The sequence below is a fragment of the Lysinibacillus sp. FSL L8-0312 genome (assembly GCF_038003285.1).
GTDB lineage: Bacteria > Bacillota > Bacilli > Bacillales_A > Planococcaceae > Lysinibacillus > Lysinibacillus fusiformis_D.
Genome location: NZ_JBBOOV010000001.1, coordinates 1147650 through 1174005, shown reverse-complemented (window position 1 = coordinate 1174005; position 26356 = coordinate 1147650). Strand labels below are relative to the sequence as shown.

General features: G+C 33.8%; 11 protein-coding genes. 10 read left to right on the top strand and 1 reads right to left on the bottom strand.

The window, feature by feature from the left end:
* The first annotated feature begins 96 nt into the window (after positions 1 to 96).
* From MHI22_RS06055 to MHI22_RS06010, 10 genes are read left to right on the top strand one after another with little or no spacing between them, the layout of a single operon-like run.
* Positions 97 to 819 carry a 4'-phosphopantetheinyl transferase family protein gene (locus MHI22_RS06055; protein WP_340811383.1) on the top strand — a complete coding sequence of 241 codons (723 nt, stop codon included), beginning with the start codon at positions 97 to 99 and terminating at the stop codon, positions 817 to 819.
* Positions 812 to 8212 (top strand): condensation domain-containing protein, encoded by a 7401-nt coding sequence (locus MHI22_RS06050; RefSeq protein ID WP_340811381.1) that lies wholly within the window; start codon positions 812 to 814, stop codon positions 8210 to 8212. The genes MHI22_RS06055 and MHI22_RS06050 overlap by 8 nt, the downstream gene beginning before the upstream one ends.
* Positions 8209 to 9522, top strand: a complete 1314-nt coding sequence (locus tag MHI22_RS06045; protein ID WP_340811379.1) for an MFS transporter — start codon at positions 8209 to 8211, stop codon at positions 9520 to 9522. The genes MHI22_RS06050 and MHI22_RS06045 overlap by 4 nt, the downstream gene beginning before the upstream one ends.
* Positions 9500 to 13348: a beta-ketoacyl synthase N-terminal-like domain-containing protein gene (locus MHI22_RS06040; RefSeq protein WP_340811378.1), complete on the top strand. Its 3849-nt coding sequence runs from the start codon at positions 9500 to 9502 to the stop codon at positions 13346 to 13348. Before MHI22_RS06045 ends, MHI22_RS06040 begins: the two co-directional genes overlap by 23 nt.
* A 41-nt stretch (positions 13349 to 13389) precedes the next feature.
* Positions 13390 to 14643: an ACP S-malonyltransferase gene (fabD, locus tag MHI22_RS06035; RefSeq protein WP_340811376.1), complete on the top strand. Its 1254-nt coding sequence runs from the start codon at positions 13390 to 13392 to the stop codon at positions 14641 to 14643.
* 22 nt (positions 14644 to 14665) lie between these two features.
* Entirely contained in the window at positions 14666 to 19522 is a 4857-nt protein-coding gene (locus tag MHI22_RS06030) for an amino acid adenylation domain-containing protein (RefSeq protein ID WP_340811374.1), read from the top strand.
* Positions 19523 to 19544: 22 nt separating this feature from the next.
* On the top strand, positions 19545 to 22742 hold the full coding sequence (locus MHI22_RS06025) for an AMP-binding protein (RefSeq protein ID WP_249645918.1): 3198 nt from the start codon (positions 19545 to 19547) through the stop codon (positions 22740 to 22742).
* 2 nt (positions 22743 to 22744) lie between these two features.
* Positions 22745 to 23533 (top strand): thioesterase II family protein, encoded by a 789-nt coding sequence (locus MHI22_RS06020; RefSeq protein ID WP_058844597.1) that lies wholly within the window; start codon positions 22745 to 22747, stop codon positions 23531 to 23533.
* Positions 23523 to 24911 carry a lysine 2,3-aminomutase gene (gene ablA / locus MHI22_RS06015; protein ID WP_036120568.1) on the top strand — a complete coding sequence of 463 codons (1389 nt, stop codon included), beginning with the start codon at positions 23523 to 23525 and terminating at the stop codon, positions 24909 to 24911. The genes MHI22_RS06020 and ablA overlap by 11 nt, the downstream gene beginning before the upstream one ends.
* Before the next feature lie 14 nt (positions 24912 to 24925).
* Positions 24926 to 25681 (top strand): class I SAM-dependent methyltransferase, encoded by a 756-nt coding sequence (locus MHI22_RS06010; RefSeq protein ID WP_036120565.1) that lies wholly within the window; start codon positions 24926 to 24928, stop codon positions 25679 to 25681.
* A 327-nt stretch (positions 25682 to 26008) separates the two neighbouring features.
* On the opposite strand, the gene MHI22_RS06005 is transcribed toward MHI22_RS06010, so the two are convergent.
* A complete protein-coding gene (locus MHI22_RS06005) occupies positions 26009 to 26356 on the bottom strand; it encodes a hypothetical protein (RefSeq protein WP_036120563.1) in 348 nt (115 codons plus the stop codon).

The following is a 26356-nucleotide window of genomic DNA, read 5'->3' as shown; positions in this document are numbered from 1 at the left end:
GGAAAATAGATTTGTTTTTATAAGTAAATATCCTTTAATGTAATTTTAAGGAATTTTTACTCTGGGGTTGTGGAGAACATTTTGGGGGCGTGATATGTGATAGAAATTTGTTTAATTAAAGTACCTGTACATATTTCAAATTATTCTGAACTAATGAATTTTGTATGTACAAAAAAAGCAAGAAGAATAGAAGCTTACTTAAATAAAATAGATGCATATAGATCCTTAATAGCTGAATTGTTGATGAAATATTTATTGATGAAGCATTTAAAATGTCATCCTTCTGAAATAAATATCCAAACGAATACATATGGGAAGCCATACTGTATCAATGGAGATTATGAATTTAACATTTCTCATTCAGGTGAATGGGTCATATGTGTCATTGGCAATTGTGATGTAGGAATTGATATTGAAGAGATGAAAGCTAATTACGATGATGAAATAATTAAAAATTATTTTTCACGTATAGAATACGCTTCGTACAATCAAACGCCAACTGAAAGGAAAAAAGAACATTTTTATGATTTATGGACTTTGAAGGAAGCTTTTGTGAAAAATATTGGATTAGGTTTAAGCATTCCTTTAGATTCTTTCTCCATAGAGACTAGTAATAATGAAATTTCAATTGAACAAAATATTAGTCCTTATCCTTATTATTTCAAGCAATATAACTTGATTAATGGTTATAAAATTTCCGTATGCAGTAAAATGAATGAATTTCCTTCAGAGCAACAACTAAAGATAAAAGAGTTTTCGGCTTTAGAAAAATATTTTTTGAATAATCTGATAATAGAGGAGGGTAAATATTATGAGTAAATTAATACCTCAAGTTTTAAATCTTCTTAAAAATAAAGAACTAACAAAAAATGCAGCGAAACAAATCATTGAATCGGTGAATGAAATTAAAAGTGAGTCTAAACCGAAAGTAGATAAAAAGATCGCAATTATCGGAATTTCTGCGGAATTACCTGGTGCTAAAAATTTTGATGAATTTTGGAATGTTTTAAGCAATGAACAGGACAAAATAACAGAATTAAGTGATAGTAGGAAAGCGTTGTGTGAGGGATTCCTTGTTAATAATATGGAAAAGCTTAAAATTTCAAAGGAGAAGCCGTTTTGGGATGCAGCATGGCTAGATGAAATTGATAAATTTGATGCTGGATTTTTTAATATTTCAGCCGCTGAAGCAAAAGTGATGGATCCACAACAGCGTAGATTCCTTCAAATTGCATACCAATGTTTTGAAGATGCTGGTTATGCAGGGAGTCGTATAAAAAATTCAAATACAGGTGTTTACATTTCAGCAGCTATGACCAATTACTCTGAAGGATTGGCTGAATTCACACCATTAAGTGTTCCAGGTAATATTCCTGCTTTTACGGCCTCAAGAATTTCTTATATTTTTAATTTAAAAGGACCGTCTTATGTTGTGAATGCTACCTGTGCCTCTTCAATGTTGGCAATTCACGAAGCCTGTGTGGGTTTAATGAATAATGATTGTGAAACGGCATTAGTCGGTGGTGTTAATATTTTTCCTTATCCAATAAATAGTGAAAAACTTTTTATGAATGCTGCGGGTATTATGTCTGAGCAACAAAAGTGTAAGCCATTTGACGACTCAGCAAGTGGGATAGGAAGAGGAGAAGGGGCAGTAGCGCTGTTATTAAAACCTTTAGATCAAGCAATAGAAGATAATGATAATATCCACGCTGTTATAATTGCCTCTAAAGTAAATAATGATGGTACTTCAGCAGGTATTACCGCACCAAATCCTAAAGCACATGCAGATTTATTAGCCGAAACTTGGGATTTAGCTGGCATTAAGCCTGAGCAAATTGACTATATTGAAGCGCATGGGACAGGTACTCATTTAGGTGACCCTATTGAAATACGAGGCCTTCAAGAAGCAGTTGAACGAAGTAATAATGATAAACAATTTTTGCCAATTGGTTCTGTGAAGGGAAATATTGGCCACTTACTTGATGGAGCTGCAGGTTTATCGGGTGTAATCAAAGCACTACATGTAATAAAAAAAGGAATAGTTCCACCTACAATAAATTTAGTTGAACCAAATACACATATTGATTTTGTCAATTCTCCAGTTTTTATTCCGACATTACCATTTAATATTAAAAAAAATAAAAAAGAAAATGAACCTATTGTAGCTGGTGTAAGTTGTTTTGGCTTTAATGGTACAAATGTACATTTACTATTAGAGGAAGCTCCAACGAAGACTGAAATCCATAAGAAAGATCATAATAAAAAAGCATATGTTATTCCTTTTTCTGCTAAATCTGAATTATCTTTGCGAGGCACTATTGAACATTTCTCCAATTTAACTGGGGATATGATTAATATAAGTGATTTAGCATATACGATGTGTACAGGTAGGGAGCATCATGAAATAAGAGTAGCCATTATTGCTGAGACAATAGACGATCTAATAGCCGCATGTAAAAATTTAATCAATCTTGATATGGCTAATTGGGAAAAAATTATTGATATGACAACCCATGACGATCACAATATCAAAAAATTGGCAGAAGATTTTATTACAGGTGAAAAATGTAGTTGGCATAAACAATTCCAAGATGAGAAGAATCATAAAATTTCTTTACCTACATACTACTTTGATGAGAAATCTTATTGGTTACAGAGTGAGGCTGGCGTAAAGGCTATAGAGGTAAAAGGAAAAACAAATCTTGAAGAAATCATTCGTTTAGCAGAAATAATCCTAGAAACAGAGAATATTAAGCAGACGGATAGTTTTATATCAGTAGGTGGAAATTCTCTTTCAGGACTACAATTTATTACTCGTTTGAAAAAACAATTTAAGAGAGACTTTGTATTAGATGATGTATTCCTTACATTTGAACAACTAAGTAAACAATTAAACAATGATCATTCAAAATCAACAGAGGAAATACCTCAAATTAGTGTTGAAAATCATGAATATCCATTATCATACGGTCAAAACAGATTAAGCATTATAGAACAATTAACAGATCAAAAAATGGTTTACAATACTCCGTTTATTTTTAAAGTTAACGGGTTAGTTGACATTGAGAGATTACGCCAAACATTCGATTTACTTTCACAGAGACATGAATCGTTAAGAACAGTTTTTGTAAAGCATGAGAATGGAAATAAACAGAAAATACTGCAAAAACCAAACTATTTATTTGAATACAAAGATTTTCATTTAGAAGATAATGCTGAAGCAAAAGCTATGGATCAAATAAATCGTTGGAAAGAAACTCCGTATGATTTGGAAACGGGACCCCTTTTAAGAGTATTTGTATATAAAACAGGAAAAGATAAAAGTCTGTTTGCTTTAATGATGCACCATATTATAGTAGATGGCTGGTCATTATCGCTATTATCGGATGAACTTTTCACTTTGTACAATAGTAATAATATACATGAAACATTGCCACAAATAGAAAATACGTATGTAGATTTTGCTGCATGGCAACGTGAAAATATAGAAAGTGGTAGATTTAAACAACATGAAGATTACTGGCTTCATACATTAAGCGGAAGTCTTCCGATTACCGAAATCACAGGCGATAAATTAAGACCAAGTACTTTCCGCTATACAGGAAAGCTAAAAAGGTTTGATATTAGTGCTACATTAGCAGATCAATTAAGAACTTTTGCTAATACACATGAAAGTACATTATACATGGTTTTAGTTTCAAGTGTATTTAAACTTATTAATCAGATGACTGGAGATACGGATATGGTGATCGGAACACCAGTATCTGGAAGATTGAATGAAGAATTAGAGAAAATTATTGGTTTATTCACAAATACTATCCCATTAAGGATTAATTATGAAGAACAGGATGATTTCCTTACATTATTAAGAAATGTCAAGACCATGTTATTGGATAGCTTTAAGCATCAAGAATATCCTTTCGATTTATTAGTGGAGAAATTAGATTTACCTCGAGATACTAGTCGTTCACCTTTATTTAATATAAACGTGGCACTTCAAAATTTTAAATTTAAAAATACGACATCAGCTTTTGACGATGCAGAATTAACACCTATTGTTTCTGAACACAAAACTAGTAAATGGGATCTTGAATTCGAATTCGTTGAATTACCAAGTGGAGAGTTATTCTGCAACCTTGAGTATTATGACGGTGTATATTCATCTAAGTTTATTGATTCATTAATTGAAACGTATTTACAAATACTAGAAATGGTTTTACATGAGCATGAATTAAATAACACCGATGTAGAAAATAGTAAAAGTGTTATAAATGGTCAATTTGTCGAAGACGGCAGAAACTTTTTAAAGACCATTTTAATGATGGCAGAAAAGAACCCACAAAAAACAGCATTAGAAGATAACGAAGGTTCATTAACATATCAAGAGTTGGTAGATAGAAGTAAATCAATAGCAAGAAAATTATTGAACAGCAACAGTGAAATCAAAAATATTGTCATTATTTCTGACAATAATAGAACAGCCATTTTAGGTATTTTATCTTGTTTAATGAGTAATGTCACATTTATACCTGTATCACCTAAAAATCCAAAAGCAAGAATTGAATCTATTATCAAACAAAGTCAAGCTAACGTTATTATTTCAGAAAAGAAATTCTATTCATTGTGTAATAGGCTGTTATTTGAAAATGACAATATTCAAACGGTTATGGTGTTAGGAGAAACAGATTTAGATCAGTGTGCTGTTGTTGATTCAAGTGAATTAATGAACGAATCTTTGTGGAACTATTTTGCAGAAGGGCAGAAAACAGAAATAGAGGCTAGTGGTTGGAATAGTAGTTATACAGGTGAAGCTTTCAGTTCCTTAGAAATGCAAGAGTATGCGGAAAATGCAGTAAACAAAATAAGAAAGTATTTACCTCAAGATTCAAATGTATTAGAGCTTGGATGTGGCTCAGGTTTGACAACTTTTGCTCTTGCTCCATATACGAAAACATATACAGCTATGGATTTATCTTCCTCCATTATCGAGAGGAATAAACAGATTGCTCAAAAATCTAACTTTAACAATATTCAATTTGACATTTCGAAGGCTCATGCCTTTAAGAAGTTTGAAACAGCATTAGATGCGGTTGTCATTAATAGTGTTATTCATTGTTTCCCGAGCTATGGCTATTTAAAGGTGGTACTTCAAAAAGCTATTGACTCTTTAAAAGAGGGCGGAATCATCTTCTTGGGAGATTTATTAAATATCGATAAAAAAGATGAATTTGTCTCTTCTTTACAAGCATTTAAAGAAGAAAATATGGATAAGAATACTAAATTAGATTGGGATACAGATTTATTTATTAATGAAGAAATTTTAAAAGAGCTTCTCAGTGATATCGGTGCTGATATACAAATTGAATGTTCTGAGAAGACATACACTGTAAGCAATGAGCTAAATCAATATAGATTTGATGCTGTCATCATTGTTAAAGAGAAGAGCGCAAAATATAAACAAAGCAGCTCTAAAAATATGCTAAGTGAAGCAATTCATCTAGACGAGCATGTAGAGATTGAGTTAAATTCTTTTGCTAAAACTTCTCCTGCATATATTCTCTTTACATCCGGTAGTACTGGAAAACCAAAAGGTGTAGTTGTTTCAGGTAAAAACCTTAATAATTATTTGAACTGGGCTACTGCATACTATTCACCTACTGGAAGATCGTTAAATATGCCATTTTTCACTTCAATATCTGTCGATTTAACGATTACTTCCATGTTTATTCCGTTAATAACGGGTGGAAAAATAATATGCTGTGAAGGAGAAATCGATCAGGCTTTTGAAAGTGTAGCCAAAATAAAAGAAACAATAACGATAAAAGGCACACCTAAACAGATCCAGTATTTAATTGAGGATGAGAGATTTGCACCAAATGTAGAGTGCTTCATTCTAGGGGGAGAAGCTTTAGATATATCATTATGTAAAACGTTGAGAGATCAATTCCCTTATGCTCGTATCATTAATGAATATGGGCCAACTGAAGCTACTGTTGGAACGATTTATCATGAAGTAACAGAAGAAGATTTACATTCAGATTATATCCATGCGCCAATCGGATTACCGATTCATAACACTTCTGTTTACATTTTGAACAATCAGAATCAGCTAGTCCCTTCATATGGTGTTGGTGAAATCGTATTAAGTGGTGAGAGTGTTGCCCTAGGCTATTTGGGAGAGCCTAATTTAACTAGAACTAAGTTTATAGCTAATCATATTAATCATTTACACTCAGGCTATTTATATAAGACAGGGGATTTGGGGCAAGTATTACCTAACGGAAAAATCGTTTGTTATGGACGTAAAGATAATATGGTTAAAATTCGTGGCCATAGAGTGGAGCTAGAAGAAATCGAAAGATATTTGCGAGAAATCCCAAGTATTAAAGATGCTGTGGTTAAATTATATAAAAATGAATCTGGTGAACAGCTGTGTGCTTACTTAGTCAGTCAACAAGAGATTAATCAAAGAGATATTGAAAAGTACCTTTTACGATATTTACCAGAATCTTTAATTCCTACGTATTATCAAAAAATAGAACAAATTCCAATGGCTAATAGTGGAAAAGTAGATAGACTTTCACTGCCAAGCCCTGAATTATACGACGACAGAATAGTTCAGACAGATGATATTAGTAGTTTGACAGAGGTTGAAAGAGAGTTGCTGTCTATACTAAAAGGGATTTTAAGTGACCGTCAATTTAACATTGATTCTGATTTCTTTAAAATTGGAGGAGACTCCATCAAGGCATTAAAGTTTATCTCAAAGGCAAAGGAAAAAAATATTAATTTGAAAATTGACCATATCTTTAATTGTAGAAGTATTCGAAAAATCGCTATGAACACTACTAAAGAAATGGACATTCAAAAAGAATGGCAGGAATTAAGTTCTAAGGAGATTCCACTTGCTCCAATGCAAAGATGGTTCTTCCAACAAACATTTAAACATGCCCACTATTGGAACTTATTAATGTCAGTAGAATTGCCTGAGAAAGTGGATGTGGCTGCTTTAGAAAAGTCTTTCCAATCAATTATTTCGGTTAATGAGAGCTTGCTGACATGGTTTGATGTGAACGAGAGCAAACCAAAGGCTTTTGTTGAACCAAGCTTAGTCAACACATTTAAGCTAATTGTGAAAGATCTAAAATTAACACCTCCAAGTATGTTAAAAGAAGAAATTGAAAAGATTCAATTCCAATTACAAAATAACTTTAATTTTGGAAAGGTATTACCAATAGGAGCAGTAGTGTTCCTAACATCTAAGAAGCCTATTTTAACATTCTTTATTCACCATCTAGTCGTTGACGGAGTTTCATGGAGGGTTCTATTAGAGGAATTAGAAAATAATTATGTAGCTATTGTAAATGGTGAAGATAAGATTAGCTTCCCTATGACGCAATTTTCGGATTGGATAGGAGAATTGTATAAAAAAGAATTACACACGAATTATTCTTATTGGGAGAATATAGATGTGGAAAATGTACATCCATTATGCATTCAGCCTGTCAGAAAAGATTATTTATTTAAGGATCGATATCATGTAACGAAAACGCTAAGTGAGGAAAGTACAAAGCAATTTTTAAATGCTAGAAAACATTCAGAAATTTATAAACCTGATGTTCTTATTGCCGTAACATTTGCTCAAGCGTTTAGTCAAATATTCGGTCAAAAAGATGTGTTATTTAACTTTGAAGGGCATGGACGAGATAGTCGCCAATCAGCATTAGATCTTAGTAGAACAATAGGTTGGTTTACTACGATGTATCCGCTACAGGTGACAATAAATACTGTCGAAGAAATGCTTTACACAGTTGGACAAGCATTGAGCGAAATTGGCAGTGGACTGGACTTTATGATAGCAAGGTGGATCAAAGAAAATAACAACATTACGCATATTCAACCATCAATATTGGTCAATTATTTAGGGGATTTTGATAACGATATTAGTACTTCCACAAATAGTAAAAATGGAGGGAACGGAGTGCTACAGTACTCCTCAAATCTTCCTCAGGCCCCTGCTATTCATCCTGATAATGAACTTTCTAATATTTTGGAAATAAACATCTTTATTTTGGATGGAAAACTTAATCTAAGCTTAGAGGTAGATACACAAGTGATTAGTAATGAAAAAGCTCAACATCTCTTATCTAAGTTTGAAGAAGCTTTGGTTGAATGTAGTGGAAATGCAAAGGAGCCCCAAAGTACATGATAACTTATTTTAGCAAACCAATAAACAGAGGATTTACAATCTTTTTAATGGTTGTAGCTACTCATTTTATATCTTTATTAGGTTCTTCTGTTGCAAGGTTTGGGCTTGGTGTCTGGGCTTACCAAAGTACAGGTCAAGTATCTAGTTTTGCGGTCGTTTTAGTTGCAGGATTTCTACCAGCAATTGTGTTATCGCCTTTTATAGGAATTTGGATAGATAGGAAAGGTCCACGATTATTAATATTACTAGGAGATATTATTGGACTAATTATTTCTTCAATAATTTTCTCCTCCCTTTTACTAGGGAATATAAGTATGGTTCATGTAATTGCTGGTGCTATATCTCTTTCTATAGTTAGCTCTATGCAAACACCAGCATTACAAACATTAGCACCTAACTTAGTGCCAAAGGAAAAGTTATCTAGAGCTAATGGTGTATTTTCCATGGCATCATCGACTAGTGATGTTCTGGGTCCTGTTATTGGTGGTGTAATAATGGGATTTGGAAGTATTATCTATATCATTGGGGCAGAGCTAGTTACTTATTGTATTGCCATTCCTATTCTCTTAATACTTTGGACAAAATTAAGCGTGAAAGAGAACAGTGAAAATGAAGATAGCAATGAAAATAACTCCATTTTAGGTGATCTAAAAGATGGTTTCAATTATTTAATCAAGCATAAATCACTTCTTACGTTAGTGTTACTATTTACGGTTTTAAATTTTGCACTAGGGTTCAATCAAGTAGTTGGACAGCCGTATATATTGAGCTTTGGAACTGTTGAACAATTTGGTTTACTAAGCTCTATATATGGAGGAGGGATGGTATTAGGCGGAATACTAATGTCATTCATCAAATTGAAGAAACACATCATATGGTTAGTACTAATTTCGAATTTTGGTATTGGTGTTTTTATAACGTTAACAGGGTTATTCAATAATATGCTATTAATTGCCGTTTTTTGGGGTGGTTTAGGGTTATTACTGCCAGTGGTTAATACAGGTACACTAACTTTAATTCAACTCCATACGGAGCCCAATTTATTAGGAAGAGTTTTTTCAATTGCTAGAACATTCGCTTGGATTTCATTACCCGTCGCTTACATTTTAGGAGGAATACTTGCTGATAAATTAGTTGCCTCAAACGTAAATATTATCCCTTATTTAGGTAGTGGAGAACGAGGAGTGTATGGGACACTACTCTTACTAGCTGGAGGCTTAATTATATTAACTGTGGCAATTTTCGCTCAACTAAAATACATTAAAGACTTTGATAGGAGAGAAGAAAATGATGTACAGCACAATGTCTAAAAAAATATTAAGTTTAGTAGAAGAAAATAAGTTGGATACAAATTTAGCATTAAATTTACTAGATGAAATGGAAAAAGAAACAAGTGAACCACTCGCAATTGTTGGTATGTCTTTAAGATTTCCTAATGTCTCAAACCTGGATGATTTATGGACAGGTCTCATAAATAAAAAGGATTTTGTGACTGAATTTTCAAAAGAGCGTTTTGATTTAATTGTTAATTCTAACCCTAAATTGCATGACATGTATAACCATTTGAAAAATAATTTAACGAATGATCCAAGATCGTATGGCTCATGGCTAACGAACATTGAACAGTTTGACCCTGAACAATTCGGATTGAATGAACATGAAGCTCAATTTATGGGGCCAGCGGAGCGTTTGTTTTTACAGGTTGCATTAGAGTCCTTGTACATGGCAGGATACAAGGAAAATCATCTAAAGGATTCAAATACTGGCGTATTTATAGCGCATACTCCTCATCCTGCATTTGATTATTTAAATTTATTTGAAGAAAAAGATGAGCGGGCTTTTATTTCAAATATACCTGCTAATCTGGGCTATCATTTATCATATGCATTTGATCTTAAAGGTCCAGTTATGACAATTAATACGAGTTGTTCCTCTTCTTTAGCCGCTGTTCATGTTGCTAAAAATGCGCTTAAGCAGGGGGATTGTAACTTAGCGGTAGTCGCTGGAGTGAATTTGAATTTATTTCCTTATTGGGAAGAGGAAGCGCCTGATTATGTTGTAAGAAGCACAAAATATAGATGTTCACCATTTGATGAAAGTGCAGATGGAATTATCGGAGGTGAAGGGGTTGCTGCTATTGTTCTAAAGAGATTATCTGATGCCATAAACGACAACAATCACATTCATGCTGTCTTAAAGGGTTCAAGTATAAGTAGCGATGGTGCATCAAATGGGATGCAAGTTCCGAATCCTGACGCTCAATCTAAAGCAATCATGGATGCTCTGGAAGATGCAAAGTTATCATTTAATGATATTGATTTTGTTGAGGCGCATGGCGCAGGTACTCAAGTAGGTGATTTACTCGAAGTAGAGGGACTTAAAAAGGCCTATCTACAAAAATCAAATAAGACTGTTGAATGTCAATTAGGTTCAATTAAGTCGAATTTTGGCCATATGGGTGATGCTGCAGGTATTGCAGGATTAATAAAAGCTGTACTATCCATCGAAAAAAGAACAGTTCCAGGTCTTAATCATTTTGTAGCAGAAAATCCTAAAATAAGCTTCAAAGAAACACCGTTCAAAGTCAGCTCAGAAAATAAAACGTTTGATGAGCATAAAATTTTAAGAGCAGGTGTTAATTCAATAGGCATAAGTGGCACGAATGTTCATGTGGTACTAGAGGAGTATCGACATCATAAACAGGAGCAAGTAACTGAAAAACTGACACCGTTGTTTATTTCAAGTAAAACTCGTAGAGCGCTTTGGGATCAAATAAAAACCTTAGCTAGTCACCTTAAAAATAATGAAAATTACAGTATTCAAGATTTAGCCTATACATTAAATAATAGAAGAAGCCATGAACAGTCTAGAGTATGTATTTTTGCAAGCGATTGTCATGAACTACTTCGAAAAGTCGAAAGATTATTAAATGTAAGAACATTTGAAAAGGTCCCGAAGAATTTTTATACACAAGGCATATTTTTAGCTGATGAACATGAAACACAAGTTGATAGTATTAAAAATCTAGATGAATTTACCGCTTCATCATCAGCAGATAAAGCGCTAATGCAGCGATACTTAGAAGGTAACAATGTTACAGAGGAATGTCGCGAATTATTTAAAGATGGGCAATTACTTCCGTTGCCAGTCAGTATTTTTAATACAAGAAGAATATGGCCATCTAGTAAAGAGGCATTCCAAAATCAGACGAAAGAGCTATTTTTCGAAAAGAAATGGTTATATTATCCTTATGATAATACGACTACTGATGTAGCATTAAAAGCAGGATCAACTTGGCTTTTCTTTGTGAATAAAGATGATGAAAATATAGTTGAGCTAAAAAATAGAATGGCTGCTTTAGGTATAAAAATAATTGAAGTACTTGAATCAGACAAATTTGTAAAATATACAACGGAACAATATGGTATTGACATAAATTCCGAAAAAGATATGTATAAGCTGTTTGAAAATATAGGTGTGGATGAATTAAGGAATTTAAAAGGGATTATCCATTCTTACACATTCAAGCACTTAGATGAAACAATGGAATCAAAAGAAAATATGGAGAAATCCCAAGAAGAAGGTATTTTCTCACTATTCAATATAACAAAGATGTTATTAGAGTTTGAAGTTACACATCCAATTCAATTAAATGTCATGTCGTCATTAACAGAGCAAGTTCAGGACAATGAAAAAATAATTCCTGCTAGGGTAACAACTTTTGGCTTAGCGAAAGTTATCTCACAGGAACAGCCGACTATTTCATCCTACTCGATCGACCATGATTTAGACGGAAGTTCTCAAGACATTGCTACACAATTATTAAAAGAGTTACAACAAGATAAAGAGCTTCGCCCAGAATTAGTGGCATTTAGAAAATCAAAAAGATATACAAAAGTTATTGAAAGACAAAGCGATGACTTTAATGGCAATGAAATTATAGTAAGAGCGAATGGAAACTATGTTATTGCAGGTGGTACAGGATATTTAGGTGTTCAATTAGGGAAGTTTTTAAGTGAAAAGCAAAATGTCAATATAATTTTATTAGCTAGAAATTTATTACCAGACCGAATGGAATGGGCAAAGATTATTGAGAATAATCAACCAGAAGATGAAATGTTGATTTATAAACTGACGTCAATTTTGGAGATTGAAAGTCGAGGTTCTACAGTTACAATCTTGCAGTGTGATGTGACAGATGAACATGCTGTTAAAGAAACATTTGCGAAAATTAGACAGGATTTTGGTGAAATCAATGGAGCGTTCATGTTAGTCAAACAACTTTACCATCTATGGATAAAAGAATTAACGCTTAGTCAATTCAAAAAAGGTATTCATAACCGAGTAATCGGCACTTATTTAGTGGAAAAAGAATTAAATCCAGAGCCATTAGATTTCTTTATCCTATTTTCTTCAATCTCTTCTTTAATGGGTACAAAATCTGCAAGTGAATGCTGCGCTGTGAATCAATATTTAGACTCAATGGCTGGGTATTTGAATCAAAAAGGAATAAACGGTAAAACGATGAACTTTACGTTAATACTAGACGATAAAAAAGATTTTGGGAGTGATACGGCCATACCTCCAATTGATTTTGTAGATTTCCAAAATTCATTGAACTTATTTTTCACTAAAGGCTATGAATGGAGTCTGATTTCACGTTTTGATTTAGAGCAAGTCCATTATCTTAAACCAGTTATTAAAATTCCATTTGGCGAGCGTTTTTGGAACGAAGTAGAGCGCTTTAATCAGTCAAAAAATAATCAAAACGAAAGTATTTCAACGGAAGAAGTAGTAGTGAAAAGTGAGTTTACACTATCTGAGATTGAAGCGAGTATACGTGAAATTTGGAAAACAGTTTTAGGTATTTCAACGATTAAAGAAATTGATAATTTCTTTAGTTTAGGAGGAAGTTCTTTAAGTGCTTTAAGATTTGTTCATTTATTTAAAAATAAATTCATTGATTTAAAATTTGAAATCTCTGATTTATATAGTAATCCTACATTCCAAGACCAAATTGTATACTGCGATCATTTTTATAATGCCAAAGATGAATTAAGCGATATTCTTGAGGCATTTGAAAGTGATGACATTTCATCAGAAGAGGCATTATCTCTACTATTGAATAAGCATTGAGTTGAAAGGAAAATGACTATTAACATTGGGAGGGATATCGTTTGAACACTGCAATTGTATTTCCAGGTCAAGGTTCACAATACGATTCTATGGGACAAGAATTATACAAAAATTATCAAATAGCTCGTGATCTGTATAATGAGGCTAGCGATATATTAGGCTATGATTTATTGAAAGCATGTGAAAATAAAAATGGAGAACTTCGTAATACGGTAATAGTTCAGCCTGCAATTCTAGTTTATAGCATTGCCTGCTGGGAGATATTTAAAAAAAATAATGATGTAAAACAACTCTATTTAACTGGACATAGTCTAGGTGAACTGTCGGCAGTAGTTGCTGCCGACGGAATCCCTTTTGCCAAGGCAGTTGAATTAGTAAAGCTTCGTGCAACTGCTATGAGTGAATGTACTCAAGATGGCGGTATGGTTGTTTGTTTTGGACTTATTGGAGAAGAAGTGGAGGCAGTATGTCAAAGAATAGATACTGACAATAATCATGTAACTGTTGCAAACTTTAATTCGACAAATCAAATCGTACTAAGTGGTCATAAAAATGCATTGGAGCAGGCCTCCATTGAGTTACAGAAAAAGGGAGCGGTTACAAAGATATTACCTGTTAGTGTTCCTGCTCATAGTAGACTCATGAAGCCAGCAGAAAAAAGATTTCAAGCAGCTCTGCAACAAACACAGATGAATGATTGTCGATATCCTATATTTTCCTGTGCTTCAGGTCAACTATATAGTAGGGCTGACGAAATAGCAGATCAATTAAGTAGACAACTTACGGAAAGTGTGAGATGGCCAAAAGTTATGGACGTACTCATTAATAAAGACGTTGGCACATTTATTGAGATGGGTCCTAAAACGATTCTAACGGATATTATGAAGATGGAATATCCTGACTATCGGGCAATACCTGTTAACGAGAAAAATGGCATCCATTCTATTTTAAATAATCTTAATGAAAATACATTCAAAATAGAAGAAACTATCCACTTTTTACAAGCGTGTTTAAGAGTTATTATTGGGACTCCTTTTAAAGAGAAAATCGATAAGCAGGACTTTGAGAAAGAAATCCATTCTCCCTATCAGATCATTAAACAGGAATTAAAAGAGATGAAAGAGAGCAAACAAATGACAGTGGAATCTCACAGAGTTGCAAGTTTATCTCAACAATTTTTTTCCATTTTAATGCATAAAGGGTTTCCTAAAAATGAAACACTGGAATTTCTAAAATTATCAATCGCAAATCCAAATTTATATTCTAAATATCTAAAAATTAATGCTTCTAAATAATTTGTTAGATTGGGGTAATAGAATGTCAAATTTCTATGAAAGTTTTTTTAGTGAAGAAATCAATTACTATGACGAACAAAGCTTATGGTTCAATCAAAATAAATACAGTTTAAAACAACTGGCTAATAAAGCGTTTAAATTAGCAACCGCAATGCAAGAGAAGGGGATTAAACCGGGTGCTGAACAAAATGTTTTGATTGTTCTTAGAAGGTCACCAGCTCTTCTTGTTGCACATTTATCCACATTTATTGCTGGTGGAGTTATTGTTTGTATCGATCCAGAGACACCAAAGGACAGAATCGACAACATCATTGACGATATCAAACCTAGCATAATAATTACGCATCAGGATATTTATAAGGCAAATGCTTTTCAAGATCAGATCACTTTTAAGCTTGATGATGCTCTTCAACATTTTAACTTGGATCATAAGGAAATTAACATAAATATTCATTTTTCTGTAAAATCAGCTGCTTATATTGTCTTTACATCAGGTACTACAGGCAAACCGAAGGGTGTAGTCGTTGAGTGGCAATCTTTAAATCGATTAATCGATTGGCATACAAAAACGTTTGATGTGACAAAAGCTTCAATAGTATCTTTAACCTCTTCACCTGGATTCGACGCTTCCATATGGGAGATTTGGGGAGCAATAGCTTCAAGAGCATCTATTTATATGACGACAAAAGATGAAAGACTGAACCCAGAGCTATTAAAAAATACTTGGATAAAGCATCAAGTAACGCATTCATTTGTATCTACGCCAATTGCAGAGCGACTAATGGAACTCGACTGGGATCATAGTCATGTAGCTTTAAAATATCTTTTGGTAGGGGGAGATAAACTAACAAAGTACCCTTCAAAAGATTTACCTTTTCATGTAGTAAACAATTATGGACCAAGTGAAGGGACTGTTGTAAGTACTTCTGGAATTGTGGAGAGAGCGGATGGCAAGGCGAAAAAGCTACCTCATATAGGCTCTGCTTTACCTTATGTAAAGTGTTTTATTTTAGATCGAAATTTACAAATCATTCATGAAGTTGATAGAAAAGGAACATTATGGATATCTGGTGAGGGATTAGCAAGAGAATATATTAATTTGCCGCATGAGACAAATGAAAAATTTAAACAGTTAGACATTGACGGTGAAAATGTAAGAGCCTACAACACTGGGGATGTCGTCAGCAGAGATCTTCAAGGGAAGTTCCATTTCCATGGTAGGGAAGATTTTCAATTAAGCATTAATGGAGTGAGAATTGAATTAGGGGATATAGAGAGTACTCTTCAAAAACATAATAGAGTAAGTCAAGCTATAGCATTACCAATACATATAGCTTCAAATACGCTATTGACAGCATCCATTGTATTAGAAGAGGAATCCTCTATTTCAGAACTCGAATTATTTAACTATTTAAAAGACAAGCTGCCTAACAATATGATACCAGTTCAACTTATTTTTCATAAACATTTACCGTTGACTAGAAACGGGAAAATAGATCGAGAATTGTTGAACAAACAGCATATTGACTATTTCAACAGAAAACAATTAAGTGAATCTTCAACGAATATAAGTGAGTCTTTGCAGAAGATTATTGATATTTTTTCTTCTACCTTAGACTTAAAATGCTCATCACAAACAGATTTGTTTGAAGTTGGAGGAAATTCCTTAGATGCGGCAGAAATTGCTGTGAAAGTGTCAAAAACGTTTCATGTTGATTGTTTACCATGGCAAGTACAGCAACAGAGAAAACCATGTAATTTATTGGATATTCTTTCTACTTTACCAGCCCTATCAACAAACAATGAACCTACTATATATAATAAAAACGAATGGTTCCCTGCAACGAGTATGCAGAAAGGGCTTTGGTATTTATGGAAAACAAATGAAGGAAATCCGTTTTATAATGTAGGTGCTACTTTTCATATTAACGGACTTTTCGATGAACGTAAGTTTTATAGTGCCTTTGTGCAAAACATTAAGAAAAATGCTGCCTTTTTTGTGAATTTTAGAGAAAATGCCTCCTATGGAATTGAACAAAAAATTAGAAATATAGATGATATAGCAGAGCACGTGGATTATCACATTCAAATCTTACAGGTGAAAAATATGGAGGAGGCACGCTCACTTGCAAAGACAATTTATAATCAACCTTTCCAGTTAGAGAGCGATGTATTGTTTAGAGGGGCAGTCATTCATACAGAGAATGCTGGAGCCGTTTTTGTACTTGTCTCTCATCATATTGTATGTGATGGCTTATCTTTAAAAAATATACTTCAAAATATAGCTAAAGTTTATAATGAGGAAATTACTAGAGATGACATCAAATCAAGTAGTTCTGAAAATTTATATAATAATATAAATAAATTGGTTAATAAATCAAAGGATCAAAATTTAAAGGATTTTTGGGTTGAGCAATCTAAGACATTTAAACTCGCTCAACTGCCTATTCGAGAGAAATCCGAAGAATATATAAGAATTGGAAAGATTTTTGAGATTGAAAGCACTAGAGAGCTAGGTAAAAAAATTGATCAATTTTCGCAGGAGATGAAATTGAGTCAGTTTACAATATTACTAACTGCTTGGGCACTAAATTTAGCAAAATATTGTATGCAGGACACAATAACGATAGGAGTTCCTTATCATGGTAGGACAAATGAAAATTTAAATGATGTTGGCATGTTTGTTAATTTAGTTCCTTTAACGCTTTCATTAAATAAAAATGCCTCCTTTAAAGAGCTTCTGCATGAAATCAGTAACACTGTACATGAAAATATTGCTCATGGAGATTTCTCTATTGTTGATATTGCGGCTAACATTGATAAAAGAGAGTATTTTGATGTAGTAAATAATACATTCAGTCTTAAAGTGAATCTTGAAATGGATTTAAAGAATATCAACACAAGTTTTATCGAGCAAGATACTGGTGGATCAAGATTTCCTTTAAGTTGTTTCTTCAATGTGGAGAACGGAGAAGTAAAAGGACATATAGAATATTCATTTGCTCATTTCACAGAAGTAGAGATTCAATTGTTGGTGAAGAATTATTTTAGATTACTTGCTTCATTAATTAATGAACCAGATAATTTGTGGAGTTCTGCATTTACAAAAGGTTCCATTATATCCGCTAACGATAATGGAGGACTAATACAAAAGGCTAAGCCACTACACTGTCAATTTGAAGAGGCAGCGAGAAAATATAAGGATTATATTGCCATTCAAGAGCTGGATAGAGCTTTAACATATGAACAACTCAATGAAGAAGCAGAAAAATATGCTTCATTACTGCTATCAATGGGTATTGCAAAAGGCGATTATGTGCCTATTTATATGGACAGGGGAATTGATGTCATCGCGGTAATACTAGGTGTTCTGAAGGCAGGCGCAGTATACGTTCCTTTAGATACGGAGCATCCTATAGCAAGAACACAGAAATTATTAGCGAGATTAAATCCAAAAGTTTTAATGGTAAATACAATAGATGAAATACCCTATGGAGAATGGGAAATTGTAAATACTTTAGAAAAAAATAGCTTTAAAAATAATGTAAAAGCAATGAGGAGTGTCTCTGTCCATGATCCAGCATATCTTATGTTTACTTCTGGATCGACGGGTGAGCCGAAAGGTGTAGTATGTCCACATTTAGGGGCTTCTTTACGCATTGAATGGCAAAAAAACCAAAATAAGATTAAACCTGGTAATAAAACATTGTTTAAAACGCCATATACATTTGATGTATCTGTTTGGGAAATATTTTATACCCTTTGTACAGGTGCTACGTTAGTTGTTGCTCCTAAAGACTTGCATCGGGATCCTTTAGGTTTATTGAATTTTATTAGTGATAAGTCAATTGACTTGTGTCATTTTGTCCCTTCTGTGTTGCAATTAATGCTCAATGAAATGGACTCTCAAAAAGATTACAATTTACCATTAAAATATCTTCATTTAAGTGGGGAAGCTCTGCCAGCTCCATTAGCTAAAAAAATAAATGAGTTGTTACCACAAGTCGAAGCATTCAATTTATATGGTCCAACTGAGGCAGGGATTGAAGTTACTGTTCAACAGGTAACAAAAGATCACTATAATATTGGTTTTCCATTACCTTATGTAGAAATAGAAGTTGTCGATGAAGCTGGGCTACCAGTTCCAAAAGGTTTTCCAGGTGAATTAATGATTGGAGGGCCTTCTTTAGCAAAAGGTTATTTCAAGGATGAAATAGAAACGAGCAAAGCTTTTGTAGAGCGAAATGGTAAAACCTTTTACAAATCTGGTGATTTGGTAAAAATTTCAGCGAATGGCAGTTTAGATTTTCTAGGAAGAAAGGATTCACAAGTTAAGGTAAACGGTGTAAGGATTGAGATAGAAGAAATTGAAGCATGTGTAATACAGCAACCACAAGTTAATGATGCAGCGGTAGTATTAGGGAATGATCAAAATAACAAACCATGTTTAGTTTGCTTCTACACTTTAAATTTAAAAGATAGTCTAAGTAGAAATGACTTGAAAAAAGCTGTCTCTAAAGATTTACCGGCAACGTATATCCCATCAATGTTCGTTGAGTTAGATAGATTACCATTAACATCTAGCGGAAAAAGAGACAGAAAACTACTTAGCTTAGAAGCTTCACAATACCTTTCCGATGGTGCTCAAAATAATTTCAGGGAGCCAACAACTGAACTGGAAAAATCAATTGTAGAAATATGGGCTGAAGTACTAAAGGTTAATGAAATAGGTATTGATGATAACTTTTTTGAAATCGGTGGAGATTCCATTAAATCTCTTCAAATAGTATCTAAATTGCGTACCAATGGTATTGACATTACTCCGAAAGACTTTTTGAAGCACCCGACGGTATCAGAAATGTCTCTCATACTTAAATAATATGGAAGGAGGTTAGTATAGAATGCTACAAAATGATAAGAAACTCGCGTTAACACCATTGCAGCTAGTTATGTTAATGGAAACGTTAAAGGACCCAACATCAGATGCATATTGGCAAATTTTATCTTATGAAATTCCTAATTCATTTACATTCGAAGAGATTCAAGATGCTTGGTTAAATACTGCCAAAGCCAACCCAGCATTAAGAACAAAATTTGAGTGGCAGCAAGAGATAGAACCAATCCAAATTATTCAAAACAATGTAGAAGACATCAATGTAGTCGAGGTTAATTATTTAAGGATTCAAGATGAATTTATGAATATAGAGAATTGGTTTAAAAGTGAGATTGGTAGGCTACAGCAAACGATGCTGAATAAGACGCAACAATTTTATCTTATTCAAAATTGGAAACCATCTAAAAACTTATTAGTATGGGTGCATCATCATATCATTATGGATGGTTGGTCAATTGCTCAAACACTTGAAGATTTCTTTAAGCTGTTAAATAAGGATGTCACTTCATTAGCCATTCGTCCAGATATAGAACCTTATTTACATTATATTAGTGATCCAATGTATCAAAAAGGACTGGAAAAATATTGGGGAAATGTATTAAGTGATTTAGCTGAAGCCGAAACATTAGCTATAGAAAAGTCACAACATATTACTCAAAAGCCATTATTCATGTATATCGATAAAGAGTTAAGCAAGAGAGCGGCAGAAAATCTTCATGCCTATAGCATAAAGAATAGAGTTACAACTTCAAGTATTGCTTTAACAATATGGGGCGTGTTAATCAATCGATATCAACATACGAATAAGCTATACGTAGGATCGACTTTTGCATTAAGACCATATCAATTAATAGAGTCGAGTGATATGAATGGAATGCTTATAAACACATTACCCGTCAAAATAGATATAGAAGATGAACTAACATTAAAAGAAGTATGTCTACAGACAATGGATCATCTGCAAGATGTTTCTGAAAACAGCGGAGTTCCGTATTCTAAATTATTACAGTTTGGTGGGGTGTCTGGAGATACAGAAATCTTTAAAACCTCTGTTATTTTCCAAAATTTCAAGGGAACTTTAAATAATAAAAAGAATGGTGATTTGGTTCACCAATATGGAACAAGCTCTGATCCATTATCGGTAACATTTGATATTACGCAAGACTCCATATGCTTACGATTAGGTTGGGATCAACAACGTTATGAGAAAACGGAGCTTCTAAGACTTCTAGATTCACTTGAGTATATATTTGAAAATATAGATAACTATAATAATATGTTGGTCCAAAATATTAACTTAACACAAGGCGAAGAGCTATATTTAAAAAATGTTTTGACGACAGAATTTTCTACTACGTCTGAAAATTTTTCAATTCAATCCATTTTAGGAGACCATAGGGATGATTCCTTAGCCATTTCAGATGGTCAAAGAAATTTAAGTTATCGTGATGTGAAAAGATATAGCAATATTGTGGCAAATCAACTGCTCGAAGAAGGAGTACAGAGCGGGGATACAGTTGCACTGGTAGGAAAGAAAAGTATTGAAACAGCAATCGGTATTTTTGCTGCTTGGACAATAGGTGCGGCATGGTGTGCTATTGATACGAGTATACCTGAAGCAAGAACTAAACGTACATTAGACATATTGCAGCCAAAAACATCATTATTCCTAGATAACATTCCAACCATTATTGAACGTAGTATGGATGAAAAAGAAATGATAAGCGAGGCTTACAGATTTAAATCGGAAGATGTGGCATATTATATTTCTACTTCTGGTAGTACAGGGGAACCTAAAATCGTTTCATTAAAAACAGAAGGGTTGTCACAACTAATCCAAAGCTGGAAACAATTTTATGACCTTTCTAGTGAACAACATGTTCTTCAACTAGGGAGTTGGACATCCGATGTTTTTTTAGGTGATTTGCTGAAGGCATGGTCAACGAATGGCTGCTTGTTCGTTTGCGAGGAAGATAAAAGAATTGATATGGCATATTTAGCAGAAATGGCAGCTAAATATAAAATTTCGTTTTTGGAGTCAACACCTGTTTTAGTAAGGGAATTTATTCACTATTTAAATGAGGTAAATATTATCTTAAAAGATTTAAAAACGATAGTGGTAGGTGCTGATACGTTCAGACTTGAAGAAAAGAATGAAATATGTGACATGCTTTGGGACGGCGTCAATTTTTACAATGGTTATGGTCTAAGTGAATGTACAATTGAGTCTCTAGTTTATACGTGTAATAACAATCATGACAGTTCTAAATCCGGACTTTGTCCAATAGGTAAACCATTACCAGGAACAATGGTGAGAATTGTTGATAAATCAGGTAATTCGGTAGCCCCTGGCATGATAGGTGAACTACACATTGGAGGGAAACAAGTAACAAAAGGCTATGTAACCGAGGAGGGTTTAGTTACCTCAAATAGTTATACTCTGAATGATGTTAACTACTTCCGGACTGGTGATTTAGTTAGGTTGAACGCTAATGGAGTGATTGAATTTTATGGGCGCAGTGATCAGCAAGTAAAAATTCGAGGCTATCGATTAGAATTAGGAGAAGTAGAGAACGCGTTATTATCCCTTCAACCAGGTATGGAATGTTTTGTTATCTGTCTTCCAAGTAATAACGGTGAAAATACTTTAATTGCCTTTATAAGTGGAACAGACCAAAGTATTGAGACCATTAATAGTAGTATCTCTAAGATACTTCCGGATTTCGCTATTCCGAATATTATTGTTCCTTTAGAAAGGCTACCCCGCAATACGAATGGCAAGATTGATAGAGTTTTGCTAAGGAAACAAGCTGAAGAATTACTTAATCAGTTAACCGATACATCGACTATCTCAATGTCAGGAGATATGGTTGATATTGTAAGAGAGACATGGGAAGTAGTTTTAGGAAAAAAGGTACAGTTGAATCGTAGCCTATTCGATCAAGGTGGCCATTCTTTAATTGTACTGAAATTATATAACTTACTTAGAAAAGTGTTGCCTTCGTATGAGTTTGTAGTTGGTGATCTTTTCAGATATCCAACGATTAATCGGTTTGTAGAAGAAATTACGGCTAGAAAAGAAGCTGTGCCTATCCAAGAAAGTACTGTTCCATCTTACAGCAAAATTGAAGTACTTGAAAAAGTGAAACAAGGCGAGCTTTCAGTGGAGGAAGCTATGAAAATAATAGGTGGTCATAGATTGTGAAGATGAAACAAGAAAAAGGATATCTAGTATATAACCCAAATCCACATGCAAAATTAAAATTGCTATGTTTTCATCATGCTGGAGGTTCGGCACTTTCGATGGTTCCTTTAGTGAGAGATTTATCTGAAGATATAGAAGTATGTTTGTTCGAATTACCTGGTAGAGGAATGACTAATGATTTACCGTTTCTATCAACATTTTGTGAGGCAAAAGAATATCTTTTTAAAACAGTATTTCATTATATTGATCGCCCAGCCGTTTTATTTGGTCATAGTTTAGGTGGACTATTTGTCTATGCTTTATCAAGTTTACTGGATGATAAAAGTCAATATATTCAAAAATTAATCATTTCAGCTGCTAGGTCCCCTATAACTGTATCTAATAATGCGACGCATCCTGAAGCTCCGTTTACGAGGCGAACGAGGGAAAGTGTCATAGCAGATATTAGAAGGCTAGGTGGAGTGCCAAATGAGCTTGAGTCTGACTCGAAGCTGTTTAATTCAATCGTTGATGTTACAGGCAGAGATTTTCATTTACTTGATACATTTAAATTCGATGACAAAGCATTTATCAACTATCCAATGGAACTTTGGCTAGGTGCACAAGATTCAGCAGTTCCTGATGAGGAAGTGAAGCTATGGGAGAAAATGACGCTCAATGACTATAAGTGTAAGTATTTTAATGGTGGTCATTTTTACTTAAGTGAGAATGAGGAGCCTGCGAAAGAATTGACAAAGGAACTCATGACTATTTATACCAACATCAAAGGAGAGGTGATTCATGCAGACTAAACTTAAACCAGGTGAAAGAAGACATTATAGGGAAATTGAACTTTGGAAAGATATTACCCAAGAGCAATGGGATGACTGGCATTGGCAATTAACGAACACTATTAAAACGTTAGATGATTTAAAGAAAGTTGTAAACTTAACTGCTGAAGAAGAAGAAGGAGTGAAAATTTCTCTACAAACAATACCTTTGAATATAACTCCTTATTATGCATCTTTAATGAATCCAGATGATGTACGATGTCCAATACGCATGCAATCTGTTCCATTATCTGCTGAAATTATGAAGAGTCACTATGATCTAGAAGATCCGTTGGATGAAGATGAAGATTCTCCTGTACCAGGTATAACTCATAGGTATCCTGATAGAGTATTGTTCTTGGTAACCAATCAATGCTCCATGTATTGTAGATATTGTACAAGAAGAAGGTTTTCTGGACAGGTGGGGATGGCAGTACCTAAAAAGCAGCTTGATAGAGCTATTGATTATATTAGGAATAATAAAGAAGTCAGAGATGTTTTATTATCGGGCGGAGATGCCTTATTAATTAATGACAAAATTCTCGAATATATTTTAAGCAGTTTAAGAGACATACCGCATGTTGAAATCATTCGAATTGGTACTAGAGCACCAGTAGTATTTCCTCAAAGAATAACGGATGATTTGTGTACGATTTTAAAGAAATATCATCCTGTATGGCTAAATACACACTTCAATACATCGATAGAATTAACCGATGAAGCGAAAGAAGCCTGTGAGAAATTGGTCAATGCGGGGGTTCCAGTTGGGAATCAATCTGTTATTCTGACAGGCATAAATGATAGCGTGCCAATAATGAAAAAATTAGTACATGATTTAGTTAAAATCCGGGTTAGACCATACTATATTTATCAGTGTGATCTGTCTGAAGGGATTAGCCATTTTAGAGCGCCTATTTCTAAAGGATTGGAAATAATTGAATCTTTAAGAGGACATACTTCTGGTTATGCTGTACCAACATTCGTAGTAGACGCACCAAACGGAGGTGGGAAGATAGCTTTACAGCCAAATTATATACTTTCTCACAGTCCTGAGAAAGTCGTTTTAAGAAATTATGAAGGCGTTATTTCTTCTTATCCAGAGATAAAGCACTATGAGTCAGGTACAGCCGATAGTTATTTCTCTGAAGTGTATGATTTAAAATCATACGAATCAACAGGCGTTTCAAAGCTTTTAGAGGCTGAACCTTCGAAAAGCTTAGTACCTACAAATCTTCCGCGATATAAATTAAGAGAAAGATATAAAGAAGAGGGGGCGGAGACATTAAAGGATAAAAGAGAAAATAGAGATCTTTTAAAACAAAAGAAAATAGTACAAGCACAGAAAATAAATAAATGCTAGATAGGAGACTAGAGATGGTAAGTTTTTATGGTAGTTTATCTACAGAATTATATGATATAGATAAATATATTGGTAAAACATTTGGCGATGTAGAGTATTATTCAGAAAGGTTAGAAGGCGTTAAGGGAAAGATATTAGAGCCTGCCGTTGGTAATGGACGTATCTTAATACCTCTATTGCATAAAGGGCTAAATATTGAAGGTTTTGACCTTTCTGATGACATGTTACGATTATGCAAAAAAAATTGTGCAGAAAGAGAGCTTTCACCAAATCTATATTCATTAAATATGTGCAATTTTTCTTTGGAACAAAAATATGAGGCGATTATTATTCCGACTGGCTCGTTCCTATTATTGCATCAAAGAGAAGATTCTTTAAAAGCCTTAAAGTGTTTTTATGATCACCTAGAGGATGGAGGCCGCTTAATAGTAGATACTTTTCTTCCTGAGTCGTTTGAGAAGGGTTATGTTTCAACTAGAATATTAAAAAATCAAGACGGTGACTCTATAACGTTGGAAGAAGTATTGGTAGATGTGGACTACATTAATCAATTTACTATTACTCACAATAAATATCAGAAATGGCAAAATACGAAACTAATTGACACTGAGTTAGAAGTTTTCCCATTAAAGTGGTATGGAGTAGAAGAGTTTCGAGCAATTTTACAAGATATTGGATTTAAAGATGTTACGATTTCTGCGGATTATGAGTATAATAAATATCCAACAAATGGTTCAGAGGTATTTACGTATGAAGCTATAAAAAAATAGCAGTTAATAACGACTTTAAATTATAGAACCTCAACATAAAAAAAGGTTGTTCTTAAAGCCCTTAAAAGTTCGATTGGAGAACGATTCGTTTTCCAAATCGAACTTTTTCCTTTTCTGCTGAAAGTAGTAGGGACTTCCTATTTTCAGTAGGTTAAGGGCAACAGCATGCGATGGGGCGAGCCTTGAGGTATATCCCGTCAACCAAAACTGCCCATGATGATAGAAGGAAAAACATCTATATTAATTTAGATATTTTACAACAGACAACTTTATTTGGAAAAGAACGTATACATTTAAAAGAGGCGCCCTTATAAAACTAGAAGGCGCCTAAAACATTTGAGGTAAAAATTCCCTCATGAATCGTTGATTTTTACGTAACCATATTTTTAAAATCATACGGTGTGTTAATAATCTATGCCTTTTATTTGTCCTCGTCTTGGCCTCAATTAAGCTTTGTAGCAGAATACAAGTTTCCGTTGTATAAGCTTGAGGTTCTACGAGAACATCCAGCTTGTAATCAATTAGCCGTGCTGCCTGAATCTTTGCTAGTAAATAGGCAAATTGTGTATTCATTGCGGCATAATTTTCTTCTAATTCTAGCTCAATAAGTGAATAGAGTGTTTGTTCTATTTCAGCTTCAAGTTCTTGGAGTTGCTCATTTGATGGCTGTGTCAA

What these genes read in the sequence shown, in the direction of transcription:
- MHI22_RS06040 (WP_340811378.1), top strand. Translation starts at nt 9,500, where the DNA reads ATGATGTACAGCACAATGTCTAAAAAAATATTAAGTTTAGTAGAAGAA.
- MHI22_RS06030 (WP_340811374.1), top strand. Translation starts at nt 14,666, where the DNA reads ATGTCAAATTTCTATGAAAGTTTTTTTAGTGAAGAAATCAATTACTAT.
- MHI22_RS06010 (WP_036120565.1), top strand. Translation starts at nt 24,926, where the DNA reads ATGGTAAGTTTTTATGGTAGTTTATCTACAGAATTATATGATATAGAT.
- ablA (WP_036120568.1), top strand. Translation starts at nt 23,523, where the DNA reads ATGCAGACTAAACTTAAACCAGGTGAAAGAAGACATTATAGGGAAATT.
- MHI22_RS06025 (WP_249645918.1), top strand. Translation starts at nt 19,545, where the DNA reads ATGCTACAAAATGATAAGAAACTCGCGTTAACACCATTGCAGCTAGTT.
- MHI22_RS06020 (WP_058844597.1), top strand. Translation starts at nt 22,745, where the DNA reads ATGAAACAAGAAAAAGGATATCTAGTATATAACCCAAATCCACATGCA.
- MHI22_RS06045 (WP_340811379.1), top strand. Translation starts at nt 8,209, where the DNA reads ATGATAACTTATTTTAGCAAACCAATAAACAGAGGATTTACAATCTTT.
- MHI22_RS06050 (WP_340811381.1), top strand. Translation starts at nt 812, where the DNA reads ATGAGTAAATTAATACCTCAAGTTTTAAATCTTCTTAAAAATAAAGAA.